Source organism: Pseudomonas sp. NPDC090755, from assembly GCF_044769005.1.
GTDB lineage: Bacteria > Pseudomonadota > Gammaproteobacteria > Pseudomonadales > Pseudomonadaceae > Aquipseudomonas.
Genome location: NZ_JBIVXC010000002.1, coordinates 579062 through 595559 on the forward strand (window position 1 = coordinate 579062; position 16498 = coordinate 595559).

The 16498-nt window shown below is 62.3% G+C and carries 13 protein-coding genes; 8 read left to right on the top strand and 5 right to left on the bottom strand.

Annotation, left to right across the window (positions count from 1 at the left end; all coding sequences use genetic code 11):
- Positions 1–172 precede the first annotated feature (172 nt).
- From ACIQUS_RS06625 to ACIQUS_RS06640, 4 genes are all read left to right on the top strand, one after another.
- On the top strand, positions 173–4000 hold the full coding sequence (locus ACIQUS_RS06625) for an EAL domain-containing protein (RefSeq protein ID WP_403044448.1): 3828 nt from the start codon (positions 173–175) through the stop codon (positions 3998–4000).
- 205 nt (positions 4001–4205) lie between these two features.
- Positions 4206–5459 (top strand): serine hydroxymethyltransferase, encoded by a 1254-nt coding sequence (gene glyA, locus ACIQUS_RS06630; RefSeq protein WP_403044450.1) that lies wholly within the window; start codon positions 4206–4208, stop codon positions 5457–5459.
- Positions 5460–5579: 120 nt separating this feature from the next.
- On the top strand, positions 5580–6170 hold the full coding sequence (locus tag ACIQUS_RS06635) for a hypothetical protein (protein WP_403044453.1): 591 nt from the start codon (positions 5580–5582) through the stop codon (positions 6168–6170).
- Positions 6171–6366: 196 nt separating this feature from the next.
- A complete protein-coding gene (locus ACIQUS_RS06640) occupies positions 6367–6960 on the top strand; it encodes a hypothetical protein (protein ID WP_403044456.1) in 594 nt (197 codons plus the stop codon).
- A 50-nt stretch (positions 6961–7010) separates the two neighbouring features.
- Here the strand turns inward: ACIQUS_RS06640 and yjiA are convergent, their stop codons facing one another.
- From yjiA to ACIQUS_RS06655, 3 genes are all read right to left on the bottom strand, one after another.
- A complete protein-coding gene (yjiA, locus tag ACIQUS_RS06645; RefSeq protein ID WP_403044459.1) occupies positions 7011–7976 on the bottom strand; it encodes a GTPase in 966 nt (321 codons plus the stop codon).
- An 84-nt stretch (positions 7977–8060) separates the two neighbouring features.
- Complete coding sequence (locus ACIQUS_RS06650) at positions 8061–8258, bottom strand: YbdD/YjiX family protein (protein ID WP_065759275.1); 198 nt, start codon at positions 8256–8258, stop codon at positions 8061–8063.
- Between the two features lie 18 nt (positions 8259–8276).
- Positions 8277–10343, bottom strand: coding sequence for a carbon starvation CstA family protein (locus tag ACIQUS_RS06655; RefSeq protein ID WP_403044463.1), 2067 nt, complete (start codon positions 10341–10343; stop codon positions 8277–8279).
- A 181-nt stretch (positions 10344–10524) separates the two neighbouring features.
- On the opposite strand from ACIQUS_RS06655, the gene ACIQUS_RS06660 reads away from it, so the two are divergent.
- The gene (locus ACIQUS_RS06660) at positions 10525–10887 is read left to right on the top strand and encodes a PilZ domain-containing protein (protein WP_403044466.1); all 363 of its coding nucleotides are present in this window, start codon (positions 10525–10527) and stop codon (positions 10885–10887) included.
- 265 nt (positions 10888–11152) lie between these two features.
- A complete protein-coding gene (locus tag ACIQUS_RS06665) occupies positions 11153–12673 on the top strand; it encodes a nucleobase:cation symporter-2 family protein (RefSeq protein WP_403044469.1) in 1521 nt (506 codons plus the stop codon).
- Between the two features lie 59 nt (positions 12674–12732).
- Here ACIQUS_RS06665 and radA read toward each other — a convergent pair whose 3' ends face one another.
- Positions 12733–14100: a DNA repair protein RadA gene (gene radA / locus ACIQUS_RS06670; protein ID WP_285862151.1), complete on the bottom strand. Its 1368-nt coding sequence runs from the start codon at positions 14098–14100 to the stop codon at positions 12733–12735.
- Positions 14101–14275: 175 nt separating this feature from the next.
- Here radA and mscL point away from each other — a divergent pair, with 175 nt between their 5' ends.
- A complete protein-coding gene (gene mscL / locus ACIQUS_RS06675) occupies positions 14276–14689 on the top strand; it encodes a large-conductance mechanosensitive channel protein MscL (protein WP_403044471.1) in 414 nt (137 codons plus the stop codon).
- A gap of 52 nt (positions 14690–14741) precedes the next feature.
- On the opposite strand, the gene ACIQUS_RS06680 is transcribed toward mscL, so the two are convergent.
- A complete protein-coding gene (locus ACIQUS_RS06680) occupies positions 14742–15518 on the bottom strand; it encodes a ferredoxin--NADP reductase (protein ID WP_403044473.1) in 777 nt (258 codons plus the stop codon).
- 232 nt (positions 15519–15750) lie between these two features.
- Between ACIQUS_RS06680 and ACIQUS_RS06685 the strand changes: the two genes are divergently transcribed.
- A complete protein-coding gene (locus ACIQUS_RS06685) occupies positions 15751–16458 on the top strand; it encodes an autoinducer binding domain-containing protein (protein WP_403044476.1) in 708 nt (235 codons plus the stop codon).
- The last annotated feature ends 40 nt before the right edge of the window (positions 16459–16498 follow it).

Here is a 16498-nt window from a genome sequence, read left to right on the forward strand (position 1 = left end):
TGTTGGGCAAACCGCCGACGAACAGGGCTGGCACTTTGCCACGTTTGCGGGCATGCTAGCCGCCCTTCGGGCGTCGGCCTTATGATGCGTCACCGGAGTCGCCGCCAGGACCGCGGCATTTGCCAGCCAGCAGCTCTAAACCTGCCATCCCGTCATACCGCAGGACCACCGTTTGACCAATCTCAATCAGCCGACTCCATTGCGCAAACCGTCCAGCGCGTCCGGCTCACTCTTGCGCGGCTCCCTGAAAAGCGCCCTGGCCCTGCTGGTCCTGCTGTTGCTCGGCCTGCTGCTCTGGCAACTGGTCGACCAGTATCGTCATACCCAGGCCGATCAGCATCAGCACAGCCTCAATGCCAGCGCCGAACTGGCCGACCACATGACCCTGAACATGGCGCTCAAGGCACAGGTAGCGCAGAACCTGGTGCAGCCCTATCGCTCGCCGCCCGCGTCGGCGCAGGTGCCCCAGATTCTGGCCCGCCTGCAGGCGCAGTTGCCGGCCCTGCAAAGCCTGGCCTGGATCGACGCAGACGGTGCCATCCTTGTCGACAGCCTGGGTAAAACACCGGATCGCCACACCCTGGACGAGTTGCTGCGACTCAATCAGGGCCGCACACACTACTTCAGCAATTCCGCAGATAACCGGCACATCTACCTGCTGCTGCGCCAGAACGGCGACAAACCCGGCTATTGGCTACTGCGCCTGGGGCCTGGCTACTACACCGAACTGACCTCGCACCTGGACCGCCCCAACCATCCGCTGTGGTTGCTGGAAAACAGCCGCACCGGCGAGATCATCAATCGCCACCAGCCCACTCCGGGCAGTGACGAGCCGCTGCAAAGCGTCATGCTGGCCTTCCTCGACAACAGCACCTGGCAACTGCGCGGCCTGTTCGATGCCGGGCTGGCCCGTGAGCGGCTATTGCCGGCGCTGATCGGCAAATGCCTGCTGGGCCTTGTCTGCGCCCTGCTGCCGCTGCTGGCGCTGATCAACATGCGCCGGCGCCACCGCATGCTGCACGAAAGCCGCCGGCGCTATCACGACATTTTCGAAGGCACCGGGGTGGCCCTGTGCGTGCTCGACTTGTCCGGCCTGCCAGGGCAACTGGAGCGCCATCGCCTGCGCAGCCGTCCGGCCCTGCAGCAGCGCCTGGCCTACGACCTGCCGCTGCGCCGCACCTTGCTTCAGGAGCTCAAGATCACCGAGGTCAACCAGGTGGCCCTCGAACTGCTGGGGGTGAACTGCTGCAACAGCGCCTGGCAACGCCTGATCGAGGGCGCCGACAACGCCATCGAAGGCATCGGTGTGCAACTGCTCGAAGCGGTGCTGGACCACCAGCCCCAGCTTGAGCTGGAGGTCCGCCTGCCGGTCGCCGACGGCCAGCACCTGCACTTGTGGCTGATGGTGAAGTTCCCCGAGCAGCGCCGCGACTACCAGGCGGTGATCCTGAGCATCAGTGACATCACCAGCCGCAAGCAGGTCGAGCTGTCGCTGCTCGAACGCGAGAGCTTCTGGTCAGACGTGGTGCGTACGGTCCCCGACCAGTTGTATGTCCAGGACGTGCAAAGCCAGCGGATGATCTTCAGCAACCGCAACCTGGGCCAGACCCTGGGGTACGACCGTGCACGCCTGGCGCAGATGGGCGAACGCTTCTGGGAGATCCTCCTGCACCCGGAGGACGCCGAACTGTATCGCCAGATGCGCCGGCAGCAACGCGATTGCGGCTATGCCGATCAACTGCATTGCCAGTTGCGTTTCCGCCACCAGGACCTGAGCTGGCGGCGTTTCGACATTCGCGAGCAGGCCCTGGCCCGCGATGCCAATGGCCTGGTGACGCGCATCATCGGCGTCGGCAAGGACGTCACCGACCAGATCGAGGCCAGCGAGTCCCTGCGCGACAGCGAACAGCGCTACCGCATGCTCGCCGAAAGCATCAGCGACGTGATCTTCTCCACCGACAGCCAGCTGCAACTCGACTATGTCAGCCCCTCGGTGCAGTCGGTGCTGGGCTATCAAGTGCAGTGGATCTTCGACAACGGCTGGAATTCGACCATCGCCAACCCGGCGCAGTTGACCGGTATCTACGCCCTGATCGAGCGGGTCAACCGCGCCATGAGCGACCCCGAGCAACTGGCGCAACTGCGTGCGCAACTGCCGAGCCAGCTGTTCCTCTTCGACTGCCTGCGCGCCGATGGCCGCAAGATCCCGATCGAGCTGCGCCTGGTGCTGGTGTGGGACGAGCAGGAACGCTTCCAGGGCATCCTCGGGGTCGGTCGCGACATCAGCCAGCAGCGCCGCGCCGAGAAAGACCTGCGCATGGCCGCCACGGTATTCGAGCACTCGACGTCGGCGATCCTGATCACCGACCCGGCCGGCTATATCGTCCAGGCCAACGAGGCTTTCAGCCGCGTCAGTGGCCACGCCGTGGCCGACGTCCTCGATCAACTGCCCGGTATGCTGACGGTGGACGAGCACCAGGAAGCCCACCTGCGCTACGTGCTCAAGCAACTCAACCACCGCGGTACCTGGGAAGGCGAAGTCTGGCTCAAGCGGCGTAACGGCGAACACTACCCGGCCTGGGTCGGCATCACCGCCGTGCTCGATGATGAGGGCGACCTGGCCAGTTACGTGTGCTTCTTCACCGACATCAGCGAACGCAAGGCCAGCGAGCAGCGCATTCATCGCCTGGCCTATTACGACGCCCTGACCCACCTGCCCAATCGCAGCCTGTTCCAGGATCGCCTGCACACTGCCCTGCAACAGGCCGAACGGCAGAAGGCCTGGGTCGTGCTGATGTTCCTCGACCTGGACCGCTTCAAGCCGATCAACGACTCCCTGGGTCATGCCGCGGGCGACCGCATGCTCAAGGACATGGCCGAACGCCTGCTCGATTGCGTCGACAACGACGACACCGTGGCGCGCATGGGGGGCGACGAGTTCACCCTGTTGCTGCAACCCCGGGCCAGCCGCGAGATGGCCCTGAACCGCGCCATCCATGTCGCCGAGCAGATCCTTGCCAGCCTGGTACGCCCCTTCGTCCTGGAAAACCGCGAGTTCTTCGTCACCGCCAGTATCGGTATCGCCCTGAGCCCGCAGGACGGCAGCGAACTCAGCCAGCTGATGAAGAACGCCGACACCGCCATGTACCACGCCAAGGAGCGCGGCAAGAACAACTTCCAGTTCTACCAGGCCGACATGAACGCCAGTGCGCTGGAACGCCTGGAGCTGGAAAGCGACCTGCGCCATGCCCTGGAACAGAACGAGTTCATTCTTTATTACCAGCCGCAGTTCAGCGGCGACGGCAAGCGCCTGACCGGTGCCGAGGCCCTGCTGCGCTGGCGCCATCCGCGGCGCGGGCTGGTGCCGCCGGGTGACTTCATTCCGGTGATCGAAGAGCTGGGCCTGGTGGTGGATGTCGGCGACTGGGTGCTCAAGGAAGCCTGCCGCCAGCTCAAGGCCTGGCACCAGGACAAGGTACGGGTGCCCAAGGTGTCGGTGAACATCTCGGCCCGGCAGTTCTCCGACGGCCAGCTGGGCGAACGCATCGCCACCATCCTCAAGGACACCGGCCTGCCGCCGGCGTGCCTTGAGCTGGAACTGACCGAAAGTATCCTGATGCGCGAGGTCAACGAAGCCATGGTGATCCTCGACAGCCTGAAGAACCTCGGCCTGAGCATTGCGGTGGACGACTTCGGCACCGGCTATTCGTCGCTCAACTACCTCAAGCAGTTCCCTATCGATGTGCTGAAGATCGACCGCACCTTCGTCGATGGCCTGCCCGAAGGCGAGCAGGATGCCCAGATCGCCCGGGCGATCATTGCCATGGCCCACAGCCTGAACCTGGCGGTGATCGCCGAAGGTGTGGAAACCCACGAGCAGCTGGAGTTCCTCCGGGAGCACGGCTGCGACGAGGTGCAGGGCTACCTGTTCGGCCGGCCGATGCCGGCGACCCAGTTCGAAGCGCAGTTCAGCAACGAAACGCTGTTCATGTTCGAGTAGCCCACATCGCGGGGCAAGTCGGCCGCCGACACCCGCTCCCACAGGTGCCCGATTGCCTTGTGGGAGCGGGCTTGCCCCGCGATGAATCCACCACCTACCCCTGAATGAAGCCCACTTGTCTGCGACATGATGCCCTTTCATATGCCAGACAAAAGCTGATGAGGTAGAATGCCGGCCTATTTCAGCACGATCCTTGAGGACCGCCATGTTCAGCCGTGATTTGACCATTGCCAAGTACGACGCCGATCTCTTTGCCGCCATGGAGCAAGAAGCCCAGCGCCAGGAAGAGCACATCGAGCTGATTGCTTCGGAAAACTACACCAGCCCGGCTGTCATGGAAGCCCAGGGTTCGGTTCTGACCAACAAATACGCCGAAGGCTACCCGGGCAAGCGCTACTACGGTGGTTGCGAGTACGTCGACGTCGTTGAGCAACTGGCCATCGACCGCGCCAAGGAACTGTTCGGCGCCGACTACGCCAACGTCCAGCCGCACGCCGGTTCCCAGGCCAACGCCGCCGTCTACCTGGCCCTGCTGTCGGCTGGTGACACCATCCTGGGCATGAGCCTGGCCCACGGTGGTCACCTGACCCACGGTGCTTCCGTGAGCTCGTCGGGCAAGCTGTACAACGCCATCCAGTACGGCATCGACGCCAACGGCCTGATCGACTACGACGAAGTCGAGCGCCTGGCCGTCGAGCACAAGCCGAAGATGATCGTTGCCGGTTTCTCGGCCTACTCGCAAGTCCTGGACTTCGCCCGCTTCCGCGCCATCGCCGACAAGGTCGGTGCCTACCTGTTCGTCGACATGGCCCACGTTGCCGGCCTGGTTGCCGCTGGCGTGTACCCGAACCCGGTGCCGTTCGCCGACGTGGTCACCACCACCACCCACAAGACCCTGCGCGGTCCACGTGGCGGCCTGATCCTGGCCCGTGCCAACGCCGACATCGAGAAGAAGCTGAACTCCGCCGTATTCCCGGGCGCCCAGGGCGGCCCACTGGAGCACGTGATCGCCGCCAAGGCCATCTGCTTCAAGGAAGCACTGCAGCCTGAGTTCAAGGCCTACCAGCAGCAAGTGGTGAAGAACGCCCAGGCCATGGCCGGCGTGTTCATCGAGCGCGGTTTCGACGTGGTTTCCGGTGGTACCCAGAACCACCTGTTCCTGCTGTCGCTGATCAAGCAGGAAATCTCCGGTAAGGACGCCGACGCCGCCCTGGGCAAGGCTTTCATCACCGTCAACAAGAACTCGGTACCGAACGACCCACGCTCCCCGTTCGTCACCTCCGGCCTGCGCTTCGGCACCCCGGCTGTGACCACTCGCGGCTTCAAAGAGGCCGAGTGTAAAGAACTGGCGGGCTGGATCTGCGACATCCTGGCCGACCTGAACAACGAAGCGGTGATCGACGCCGTTCGCGAGAAGGTCAAGGCCATCTGCGCAAAACTGCCGGTATACGGCAAGTAAGCTCAGCTGCGTTAAAAAAACCCGGCCTTGCGCCGGGTTTTTTTCCGTCTGTGAGTTGCCACGGTACAGCGTCAGGGTTGTGCGGGAGGAATCCACCTCAGGTACTCATGGAGAACCCCGATGGCTACACACCGACAGCAGTCGTTCATCGCTCAAGTCGATACCCCGCGCTTGCCCCTGCACTTTCTGGAGACATTGACAGGTGGTCCGGTGCGGGTCACCCAGGCTCAAACCGGCGGCGGAATTTTCAGCGGCCGCCCACAGCAACGCGACGACTCCCACCTCCTGGGCCACCAACCCAGCGATACGGCCGCCGAGCCCTTGCTGCTCTACTTTCGCAGCACGGATGACGGCTATGCCCTGTATGTCCGCTCGCCTGGCGCACACTTTGGCAAATGCCTCAGCATGGACACCCATGAGGACCTGGAGCGCTATGCCGGTGGTGCCATAGGCGCCTTTGCGCCCGACAGTCATTCCCCCTTGAAGGTCAACCTCATAGGCGCCAAAGGCCCGATGCAGTTGCTCGATTTCAAGGGCGACAGCCTGATCATCCACGTGCAGGACCGTCGCTCCGGGAACCCCTGGCACCGCTATCGACGCCATGACGCACCCCACCTCTACATCGGTGCCAAAGGTGGCGAAGCACTGCCGCTACGCTTGCGTATCACGGAACGCAATGCCGCTTACCTGAGCAACCCTGACGAAGTGTAGTGATCGGCAATCTCAGGGCTTTCCACCCTGTGATTGCACGCTCAATCCCCGGTCTGGCTGAACACGCCAAACGTACGGTGTACGGTAATTGTTTCCTGCGATGCTCAAGAGGGAGTGTCGGAAAGCGTTCCGGCTGTGAGAGACCTGCGAGGATTTCTACTCTGTTGCCTCACGAACTGCCGCATGGAGGCATTCAATGACCGATAACATTGCACTCTCCTTCACCGCCACTCTCCTGGTCAATGGTCATTCAGTCTTCGTCCTGAATGAGGTCACTGATCGAAATGTGATGGTGGCCCATCCCGACCCCAACCTGGGCTCAATGGATGTATCCAGCGCCCTGGGTGCCCTCAGTACACCAGATGCAGCCTGGGACCAAGCTCGCGCTGCCGGACAGGTGGACTTTCACCTTACCGCAGATGTTGCAGCCACAGTGCTTTACTTTCGCCACAGCGAAGAGGGCTATCATCTCTACATCCGCAGTGGCGACTATGCGGGCCAAGGGGTTTTCAAGAGCAAATATGGGGTCGCCATGGCTCACCCCATCGAAAGCAACGACCCAACGCCCTGGCGCATTCGCTTTGGCCTCACGCGCCAGTACATGGTGCTTTCGGACCTGATCACTGATTTCGCCATCATCAACCTCGAATGTTCGTCGACTGGCGCCGGGCTGACGACAAACTTCATCGGCACTGATGAAGGCGGCTACTTCATTGCTCGCAAGTCCGCGCCTGCGACCAGCTTTCGATTGAATATTCTGGAACGCGGGGTCGACTGGTCTGAAGCTTGACCCACAATCACGGTCTCGGCCACCACACCGGGACCGCGTGGGCATACAGTTCAGCTTAACCCGTCGAACCCTGCCCGGATCTTCGCCTCCGGCAAGTCATCGGCAATAAACACCATCACACTCTCGCGCACCTCCCCCTCAGCCCATTCGGTATCCCAGTCAAAGCCATACAGCTTCAGCACACCCTGGAATACCAGGCGCCGATCCTCACCGGCGATGCTCAACACCCCCTTGTAACGCAGCAGCTGCTTGCCATGGTCTTCCAGCAACTGGTTCATGAAGTCGCTGAGGCGGTCGATATCCAGCGGCACATCGGTGCGCAGCACCAGGCTGGAGATCCGGTCGGGCGTGGTCGGCTGGCTGACCGGGCGCAGGCTCAGCCCGCCGCCCAGGTCGGCATTGAGGTTGAAGCCACGCACGTCGAGCAATTCGGCAAGGTCGATGCGACCGTGCTCGACCACCCGGATCGGCGCGCGGCGATTGATCCGTCCCAGGCGCTCGCTCAGGGCCTGGAAGGTGGCGTTATCGACCAGGTCGGTCTTGCTCACCAGCAGGCGGTCGGCAAAGCCCACCTGGGCCTGGGCGATGGCCTGGGTCAGGTGCTGGTCGGCATGCGCGGCATCGACCAGGGTGATGATGCCGTCGAGGAGGTAGCGCTCACGCAATTCCTCGTCGATGAAAAAGGTCTGCGCCACCGGCGCAGGGTCGGCAAGGCCGGTGCATTCGATCACCAGGCGGTCGAAGGCGATCTCGCCGCTGTCCAGGCGTTCGAGCAACAGGAACAACGCCTTGGTCAGGTCGGTGTGGATGCTGCAGCAGACGCAACCGTTGGCCAGGGTCATGACCTGCACCGGTTCATCGCCGAGCAACTGGCTGTCGATGCCGGCATCGCTGAATTCGTTTTCGATCACGGCGATCTTCAGGCCATGCTCGGCCTTGAGTATATGGCGCAGCAAGGTGGTCTTGCCGGCACCCAGGAAACCGCTGAGCACTGTAACGGGAATGGGCGCGTGCAAACGAAAATCTCCTCAACTGAAAATGACTGTGGGAGCACGGCTAGCCGGGCTCCCACAGGTTAAAGCGCCGTCAGTGACTGTGGATCAACAACACTTGGGCCCACCCTTGCCACCGTAACGGGCTTCCTGGCGCTCGCGGAAGAACGCTTCGTAGCTCATCACCGGCTTGTCCGGGTGCTTGGTCTGCATGTGCTCGACATAGGTGTCGTAGTCGGGCATGCCGACCATCAGGCGGGCTGCCTGTCCCAGGTACTTACCCAGTCGACCGAGGTCGTTGAACATGACGGCTGTACTCCTGGTTTATGCGTCCGGCAGGGCCTGGAACGGGGTTTCCTTGTCGGTGCGCTCTTTCTTGCCCAGGGCGGCGATGCCGACCTTGAGGGCGAAGAACAGAATGCTGAACACCACGAACAGGAACAGAACGGTCAGGCCCGCGTTGGTATAGGCGTTGAAGATCACGTGCTGCATCTGCCCCATGTCCTTGGCCGGTGCCAGTACCTGCCCGGCGTCGAGCGCCACGCTGTACTTGTTGGCCAGGGCCAGGAAGCCGACGGCCGGGTTCGGATCGAACAGCTTGATGAAACCGGCCGTGGTGGTGCAGATCAGCAGCCAGACCGCAGGCAGCAGGGTGACCCAGATGTACTGCTGGCGCTTCATCTTGATCAGGACCACGGTGCCGAGCATCAGGGCGATACCGGCCAGCATCTGGTTGGAGATACCGAACAGCGGCCACAGGGTGTTGATGCCACCCAGCGGGTCGATCACGCCCTGGTACAGCAGGTAGCCCCAGAGGGCCACGCAGCCACCGGTAGCGAGCAGGTTGGCGCCCCACGACTCGGTACGCTTGAGGGCCGGGATGAAGCTGCCCAGCAGGTCCTGGAGCATGAAGCGACCGGCACGGGTACCGGCGTCCACTGCGGTGAGGATGAACAGCGCCTCGAACAGGATCGCGAAGTGGTACCAGAAGGCCATGGTGTTCTCACCCGGCAGCACCTGGTGCAGGATCTGCGCGATACCTACCGCCAAAGTCGGCGCACCGCCGGCACGGGCCAGGATGGTGTGCTCGCCGATGTCCTTGGCTACCGCTTCCAGGGCGTCCGGGGTGATGGTGAAGCCCCAGTTGCTGACGGTCTGGGCCACCGACACGACGTCGGCGCCGACCACCGCGGCCGGGCTGTTCATGGCGAAGTACACGCCCGGCTCGATCACCGAGGCGGCAACCATGGCCATGATCGCCACGAAGGACTCCATCAGCATGCCGCCGTAACCGATGTAACGGGCGTTGGTTTCGTTGTCCAGCAGCTTGGGCGTGGTGCCCGAGGAGATCAGGGCGTGGAAGCCCGACACCGCGCCACAGGCGATGGTGATGAACAGGAACGGGAACAGGGTGCCCTTCCAGACGGGACCGGTACCGTCGGTGAACTGCGTAAGCGCTGGCATTTTCAGCTCTGGCGCGATGATCAGAATACCGATGGCCAGGCCGACGATGGTGCCGATCTTGAGGAAGGTCGACAGGTAGTCACGTGGCGCCAGCACCAGCCACACCGGCAGTACGGCAGCGACAAAGCCATAGCCCACCAGCATCCAGGTGATTTGCACGCCGGTGAAGGTGAACGCCGGGCCCCAGACCGGATCTGCGGCAACCTGGCCCCCCAGCCAGATCGACAGCAGCAACAGCACCACGCCGATCACCGAGATCTCGCCGATGCGGCCCGGGCGGATGTAGCGCATGTAGATGCCCATGAACATCGCGATCGGAATGGTCGCCATGACCGTGAACATGCCCCACGGGCTCTCGGCCAGGGCCTTGACCACGATCAGCGCCAGCACCGCGAGGATGATGATCATGATCAGGAAGCACCCGAACAGGGCGATGGTTCCCGGAATCCTGCCCATTTCCTCGCGCACCATGTCGCCCAAGGAGCGACCGTTGCGACGGGTGGACAGGAACAAGATCATGAAGTCCTGCACCGCACCGGCCAGGACCACGCCGGCAATCAGCCAGAGCGTGCCGGGCAGGTAGCCCATCTGTGCGGCCAGGACCGGACCGACCAGGGGGCCGGCGCCCGCGATGGCGGCAAAGTGGTGACCGAAGAGAATGTGTTTGTTGGTCGGCACGTAGTCCAGACCGTCGTTGTTGAGCACCGCCGGGGTGGCCCGACGTGGGTCCAGCTGCATCACCTTGGTGGCGATGAACAGGCTGTAGTAGCGATAGGCGACCAGGTAGATGGCCACTGCGGCGACCACGATCCACAAGGCGTTGATGGCCTCGCCACGACGCAGGGCGACCACACCCAGCGCGCAGGCTCCGATGACTGCCAGCGCCAGCCACGGAATGTGGCGTAGCAGGCTATTATTGTTGTTCATGGTTTGCTTCCACTAATGGATGAAAGACAGCCCTTGGAGTCTAGCGATACTGGCAGGAAAGACCAGCCCCCACGTTGGTCTAGAGCCTCCAACGCGGTACGCACAGCAGTCGTTATGCGCCCTTGCGCGAGCCTTGGCAAGGCCTGAGCTATAGTCAGGAAAGACCCCGGAGTGCCTGATCATGAGCGACCACCAAGAACGTCGACGTTTCCATCGTGTTGCCTTCGATGGCCCCACCGAATTGCGCCAGGGCGATCGGCGCTGGCCGGTCGAGCTGATTGACCTGTCCCTCAAGGGTTTGCTGATCAAGTGCCCGGAGCCTTGGGAACCCGACCTGACCCAGGATTTCGAGGCCCTTGTCCACCTGGGGGAAGAGGTAACGCTATGGATGCAGGTGGAACTGCGCCATGAGGAAGGCAATCGGCTGGGTTTCGTCTGCCTGCGTACCGATATCGACTCATCGTGCCATTTGCGCCGTCTGATGGAGCTCAACCTGGCCGACAACCCCAAAATGATGCGCGAACTGCGTGAATTGATCGAATAATAAAATAGCTTAGCCTGCTACCTGTTTTCCTCTCTCCTGCGTTTCTGTCCATTTGGACAGCTTTCTTACCCCTCTCGTCAGTTTTCACGCAGCCTTGCGAGGCCTGCGTGCACGCGTTGGAACGATAACTGCATCCACCCAGGCACCCAAACTGGCGCTCAGACTGTTCCTACGCCGATCTAAAAATTGTATACAATTGTTCTGGCGCAGGGATGTAGGACTTGTCTACAGTAGCGCCACAACAATAAAACTGAGACCCCGCCTCATGAATACGTCCTCCTCTAGCACGTCTTCAGCAGCACGTCCCGAAGACGAGAACCTGGGCCTAGGTGCCAACCTGGCGTATGGCCTGCAACACGTTCTGACCATGTATGGCGGCATCGTTGCCGTACCCCTGATTCTCGGGCAGGCAGCGGGTCTGACGCCTGCGGACATCGGCCTGTTGATTGCCGCGTCGCTGTTTGCCGGTGGCCTGGCCACCCTGTTGCAAACCCTCGGCCTGCCGTTCTTCGGCTGCCAACTGCCGCTGGTGCAAGGGGTCTCGTTTGCCGGGGTGGCGACCATGGGCGCGATCCTCAGTAACGAAAGTGGCGGCGGCATGCCCGGCGTACTGGGCGCGGTCATGGCGGCCTCGCTGATCGGCCTGCTGATCACCCCGGTGTTCTCACGCATCACCAAATTCTTTCCGCCGCTGGTGACCGGTATCGTCATCACCACCATCGGCCTGACCCTGATGCCGGTCGCCGCGCGCTGGGTGATGGGCGGCAACAGCCAGGCACCGGACTTCGGCAGCATGGCCAATATCGGCCTGGCCGCCATGACCTTCGGTATCGTCCTGCTGCTGAGCAAGCTGGGCAGCGCCAGCATCTCGCGCCTGTCGATCCTCCTGGCCATGGTGGTCGGTACCCTGATCGCCTGGGCCCTGGGCATGACCGACTTCAGCAAGGTCGCCGAAGGCCCGCTGGTGGCCTTCCCGACGCCCTTCCACTTCGGCATGCCGACCTTCCACATCGCCGCGATCCTGTCGATGTGCATCGTGATCATGGTGACCCTGGTGGAAACCTCGGCGGACATCCTCGCGGTGGGTGAGATCATCGACACCAAGGTCGACTCCAAGCGCCTGGGCAACGGCCTGCGCGCCGACATGGCATCGAGCATCCTGGCGCCGATCTTCGGCTCCTTCACCCAGAGCGCCTTCGCCCAGAACGTCGGCCTGGTGGCCGTGACCGGGGTCAAGAGCCGCTACGTGGTAGCCACTGGCGGGGTCATCCTGGTGGTACTCGGCCTGCTGCCGGTCATGGGCCGGGTCATCGCCGCGGTACCGACCCCGGTATTGGGTGGCGCAGGCATCGTGCTGTTCGGCACCGTAGCCGCCAGCGGTATCCGCACCCTGTCCAAGGTCAGCTACAAGAACAACGTCAACCTGATCATCGTCGCCGCCTCGCTGGGTTTTGGCATGATCCCGATCGCCGCGCCTAACTTCTACCACCACTTCCCGAACTGGTTCGAGACCATCTTCCACTCCGGCATCAGCTCGGCAGCGATCATGGCCATTCTGCTCAACCTGATCTTCAACCACTTCACCGCCGGTAACTCCGACCAGCAGTCGGTGTTCGCCGCCGCCTACGAACGTACCATCCAGTACTCCGATATCTCGGCACTGCGTGATGGCGACTACTTCAAGGATGGCAAGCTGTTCGACGCCGAGGGCAAGGAGGTACCGCTGCTCGACGAGAGTGAGGACAGCCCGCCGGCCAAGCGCCAGACGGCCGCTGCCGAACACTGACGTATCCACCGCAAATGAAAAGGGCCGATGCACATGCATCGGCCCTTTTTATTTGCCGGTTACTCGAACAAGGCGTCCAGGGCCTGCTCCAGCCGTGTCACGGCGATCACCTGAAGGCCGGCCGGTGCTTCCTTGGGTGCGTTGCCCTTGGGCACGATGGCGCGTTTGAAACCGTGCTTGGCCGCCTCCTTCAAGCGCTCCTGGCCACTGGGCACCGGGCGCACCTCGCCCGACAGGCCGACCTCACCGAACACCAGCAGACTGTTGTCCAGCGGACGGTTGCGCAGGCTGGACATGATCGCCGCCATCAATGCCAGGTCGGAGGCTGTTTCCAGCACCTTGACCCCACCCACCACGTTGAGGAACACGTCCTGGTCGTGGGTCGGAATGCCGCCATGACGATGCAGCACCGCCAGGAGCATGGCCAGGCGGTTCTGGTCCAGGCCCAGGGTCACCCGCCGCGGGTTGGACAGGTGGCTGTCGTCGACCAGCGCCTGGACTTCCACCAGCATCGGCCGGGTGCCTTCCCAGGTGGCCATGACGACGCTGCCGGGAACCTCTTCCTGGGCGCGGGTGAGGAAGATCGCCGAGGGGTTGGAGACTTCCTTCAGGCCACGATCGGTCATGCCGAATACGCCCAGTTCGTTGACCGCACCAAAACGGTTCTTCACTGCCCGCAACAGGCGCAGGCGGCCATCGGACTCGCCCTCGAAATACAGTACGGTATCGACCATGTGCTCCAGCACCCGCGGGCCGGCCAGCGCGCCTTCCTTGGTGACATGGCCGACCAGGAAGATCGCCGTACCGCTCTGCTTGGCGTACCGCACCAGCAAGGCCGCGCTTTCGCGCACCTGGGACACGCCGCCCGGGGCCGACTGCAACTGCTCGGTGAAGATGGTCTGGATCGAGTCGATGACCATGACCTTGGGCTTTTCCACCCGGGCGGTGGCGATGATCGCTTCGATGCAGGTTTCGGTCATCACCCGTAGCTGGTCCTGGGGCAGGCCCAGGCGCCGTGCACGCATCGCCACCTGCTGCTGGGACTCCTCGCCAGTGACGTACAGCGCCGGCATGCGCGAGGCGATGGCGCACAGGGTCTGCAACAGGATGGTCGACTTGCCGATGCCCGGGTCGCCGCCGATCAGCACTACCGAGCCATCGACCAGGCCGCCGCCCAGCACCCGGTCCAGTTCGGCGCTGGCGGTGGTGAAGCGGGGAATTTCCTCGACACTGACTTCAGCCAGGGTCTTGATCTGGGCCTGTTGCCCGGCCCAGCCGGTGCGACCGCTGGGCGCCGCGGCGCCACCGCTTTCCACCACGGTCTCGACCAGGGTGTTCCAGGCGCCGCATTCACCGCACTGCCCGGCCCACTTGGGGAAGGTCGCGCCGCACTCGGTGCAGCCGTACATGCGCTTGGCCTTGGCCATGGGGACGGTCCTCTGCAAAAAGGCACCATCATAACTGACCTCGGTAACCTCCACGGCCCCGGAAATCGACAAAACTATTCGATATAACTGCGGTCTGTAGCCGCTGCGCGGCGCATGATGCGCATAGCTGATTTAAACTGCGGTTACCAACCTCATCTGTTACAAGGAATAAACCATGGGCGTGCTCAGTGAATTCAAGGCCTTTGCGGTCAAAGGGAATGTGGTCGACATGGCCGTCGGTATCATCATCGGCGCGGCCTTCGGCAAAATCGTTTCATCCTTTGTAGGCGATGTGGTGATGCCCCCTATCGGTCTGCTGATCGGCGGCGTCGACTTCAGTGACCTGGCGATCACCCTCAAGGAGGCCGAAGGCGAAGCACCCGCCGTGATGCTGGCCTACGGCAAATTCATCCAGACCGTGCTGGACTTCGTGATCGTCGCCTTCGCAATCTTCATGGGCGTGAAAGCGATCAACCGCCTCAAGCGCGAAGAAGCAGCTGCCCCGGCCGAACCACCGGCCCCCACCAAGGAAGAAGTGTTGCTGACCGAGATCCGCGACCTGCTCAAGTCGCAGAACCGGCAACCCTGAAATCACCCACAAAAAACGGCGCCCGAGGGCGCCGTTTTTTTTGTCTGCCGGCTTACCAGTAGTTTTCCACCGCCACCTGCCCCGGACGACGGCTCAGGCTCAGGTTCAAGCCGCGCGCCTTGAGCACCTGGCGGGTGTCATCGATCATCTGCGGGTTGCCGCAGAGCATCACCCGCGAATGCTCCGGCGTCAGTGCCAGGCCCGCGGCGCGCTCCAGTTCGCCGTTCTCGATCAGGGTGGTGATGCGCTCAGTGAGGGCGCCCGGGTGTTGTTCACGGGTAACCACCGGAATGAACTGCAGCTTGCCCGCGTACTCGGCCAGGTAGTCGCGTTGTTCGAGGCCAGCGATCAGGTCCAGGTAGGCCAGCTCCTTCGCCTCGCGCACCGAGTACACCAGCTTGATCGAGTCGAAACGTTCCCAGGCCTCGAAGTCCTGCAGGATCGACACGAACGGTGCGATACCGGTACCGGTGGCCAGCAACCACAGGTCACGCCCATCGACGAAGCGATCGAGGGTCAGAAAACCGAAGGCCTGACGGTCGATCAACAAGCTGTCGTCCTCCCTCAGACGGCTCAGTTCACTGGTGAACTCGCCCCCCGGCACGACGATGGAAAAGAAATCCAGGTGTTCGTCATGGGGCGCCGAGACCATCGAATAGGCGCGCCAGACCACACTGCCATCGGCCTTGGTCACGCCCAGGCGGGCGAACTGGCCGGAGCGAAAGCGGAAACCCGGATCACGGGTGGTGCGCAGGCTGAACAGGCTGGGGGTCAGCGGCTGGACGTCGAGCAACGTCTGGCGGGTGAACTTTTCAGCGCTGGCAGTCATGACGGGCTCCAAGAATCAGATGCGCACAGTGTCGCGCAAACAGGCCGGGATAAACACCGCCGGATTGTAATGGCATCGCCCGGCAGTGATGCCCATCGTCAACATCAAGAACTGGTCTGACAGAAAGTCTCACAAATCTATAGCAAAAAAACCCAACAAATCCGTCGGACATTTCCTACAATGCTTTTCACCTAATCGGAGTACGGATCCACTTCAGCGCGAGATTTTCGCCATGCCTCATTGGAAAGAGGAACAACTACAACAGTTGCTGAGTGAAACCTGCGAGCACCGTTTATTCGACGTAGCCGTTTCCCTTGTACAACAACTGGGTATGGAGTACCTGTCATTCAGCATGCGGGTGCAGATTGCCACCCAGCACCCGCAGGTCAGGATCTACAACAACTACCCCGAAGCCTGGAACGCGAGTTACCAGAGCGGCGACTATGTGAAGTTCGACCCAATAGTAGCCCATTGCCATCGCTCCCTGCTACCCATTCTCTGGCACGATGAGGTCTTCCGAGAGACACCGCAGTTCTGGGAGGAGGCGCGCTCCCATGGACTTCGACACGGCTGGAGCCAGGCAGCCCACGACGCGCGCCACAACCAGAGCATGGTCAGCGTGGTTCGCAGCCACACACCCGTTGAACTCAATGAATTCTATGACAAGGCAGGCCAGACCATCTGGTTGTGCAACCTGATGCACACCGTGATGCTCGATCGACAGTTTGCCAGCGCCACTCCCTCCTACCACCTGTCCGAGCGCGAAACCGAAGTGCTGAAGTGGTCCGCCGCCGGCAAGACCGCCGCCGACATCGCCTGTATTCTCAGCCTGTCGCAGAGCACGGTGAATTTCCATATCCGCAGCGTCATCACCAAACTGAACACCAGCAACAAGGCCGGCGCCATTGCCATTGCCGCCATGAACGGACTGCTGGAATAACCCCTGCAAGGCAAAGCCCTGTAGAATCACGGCCCTGTAG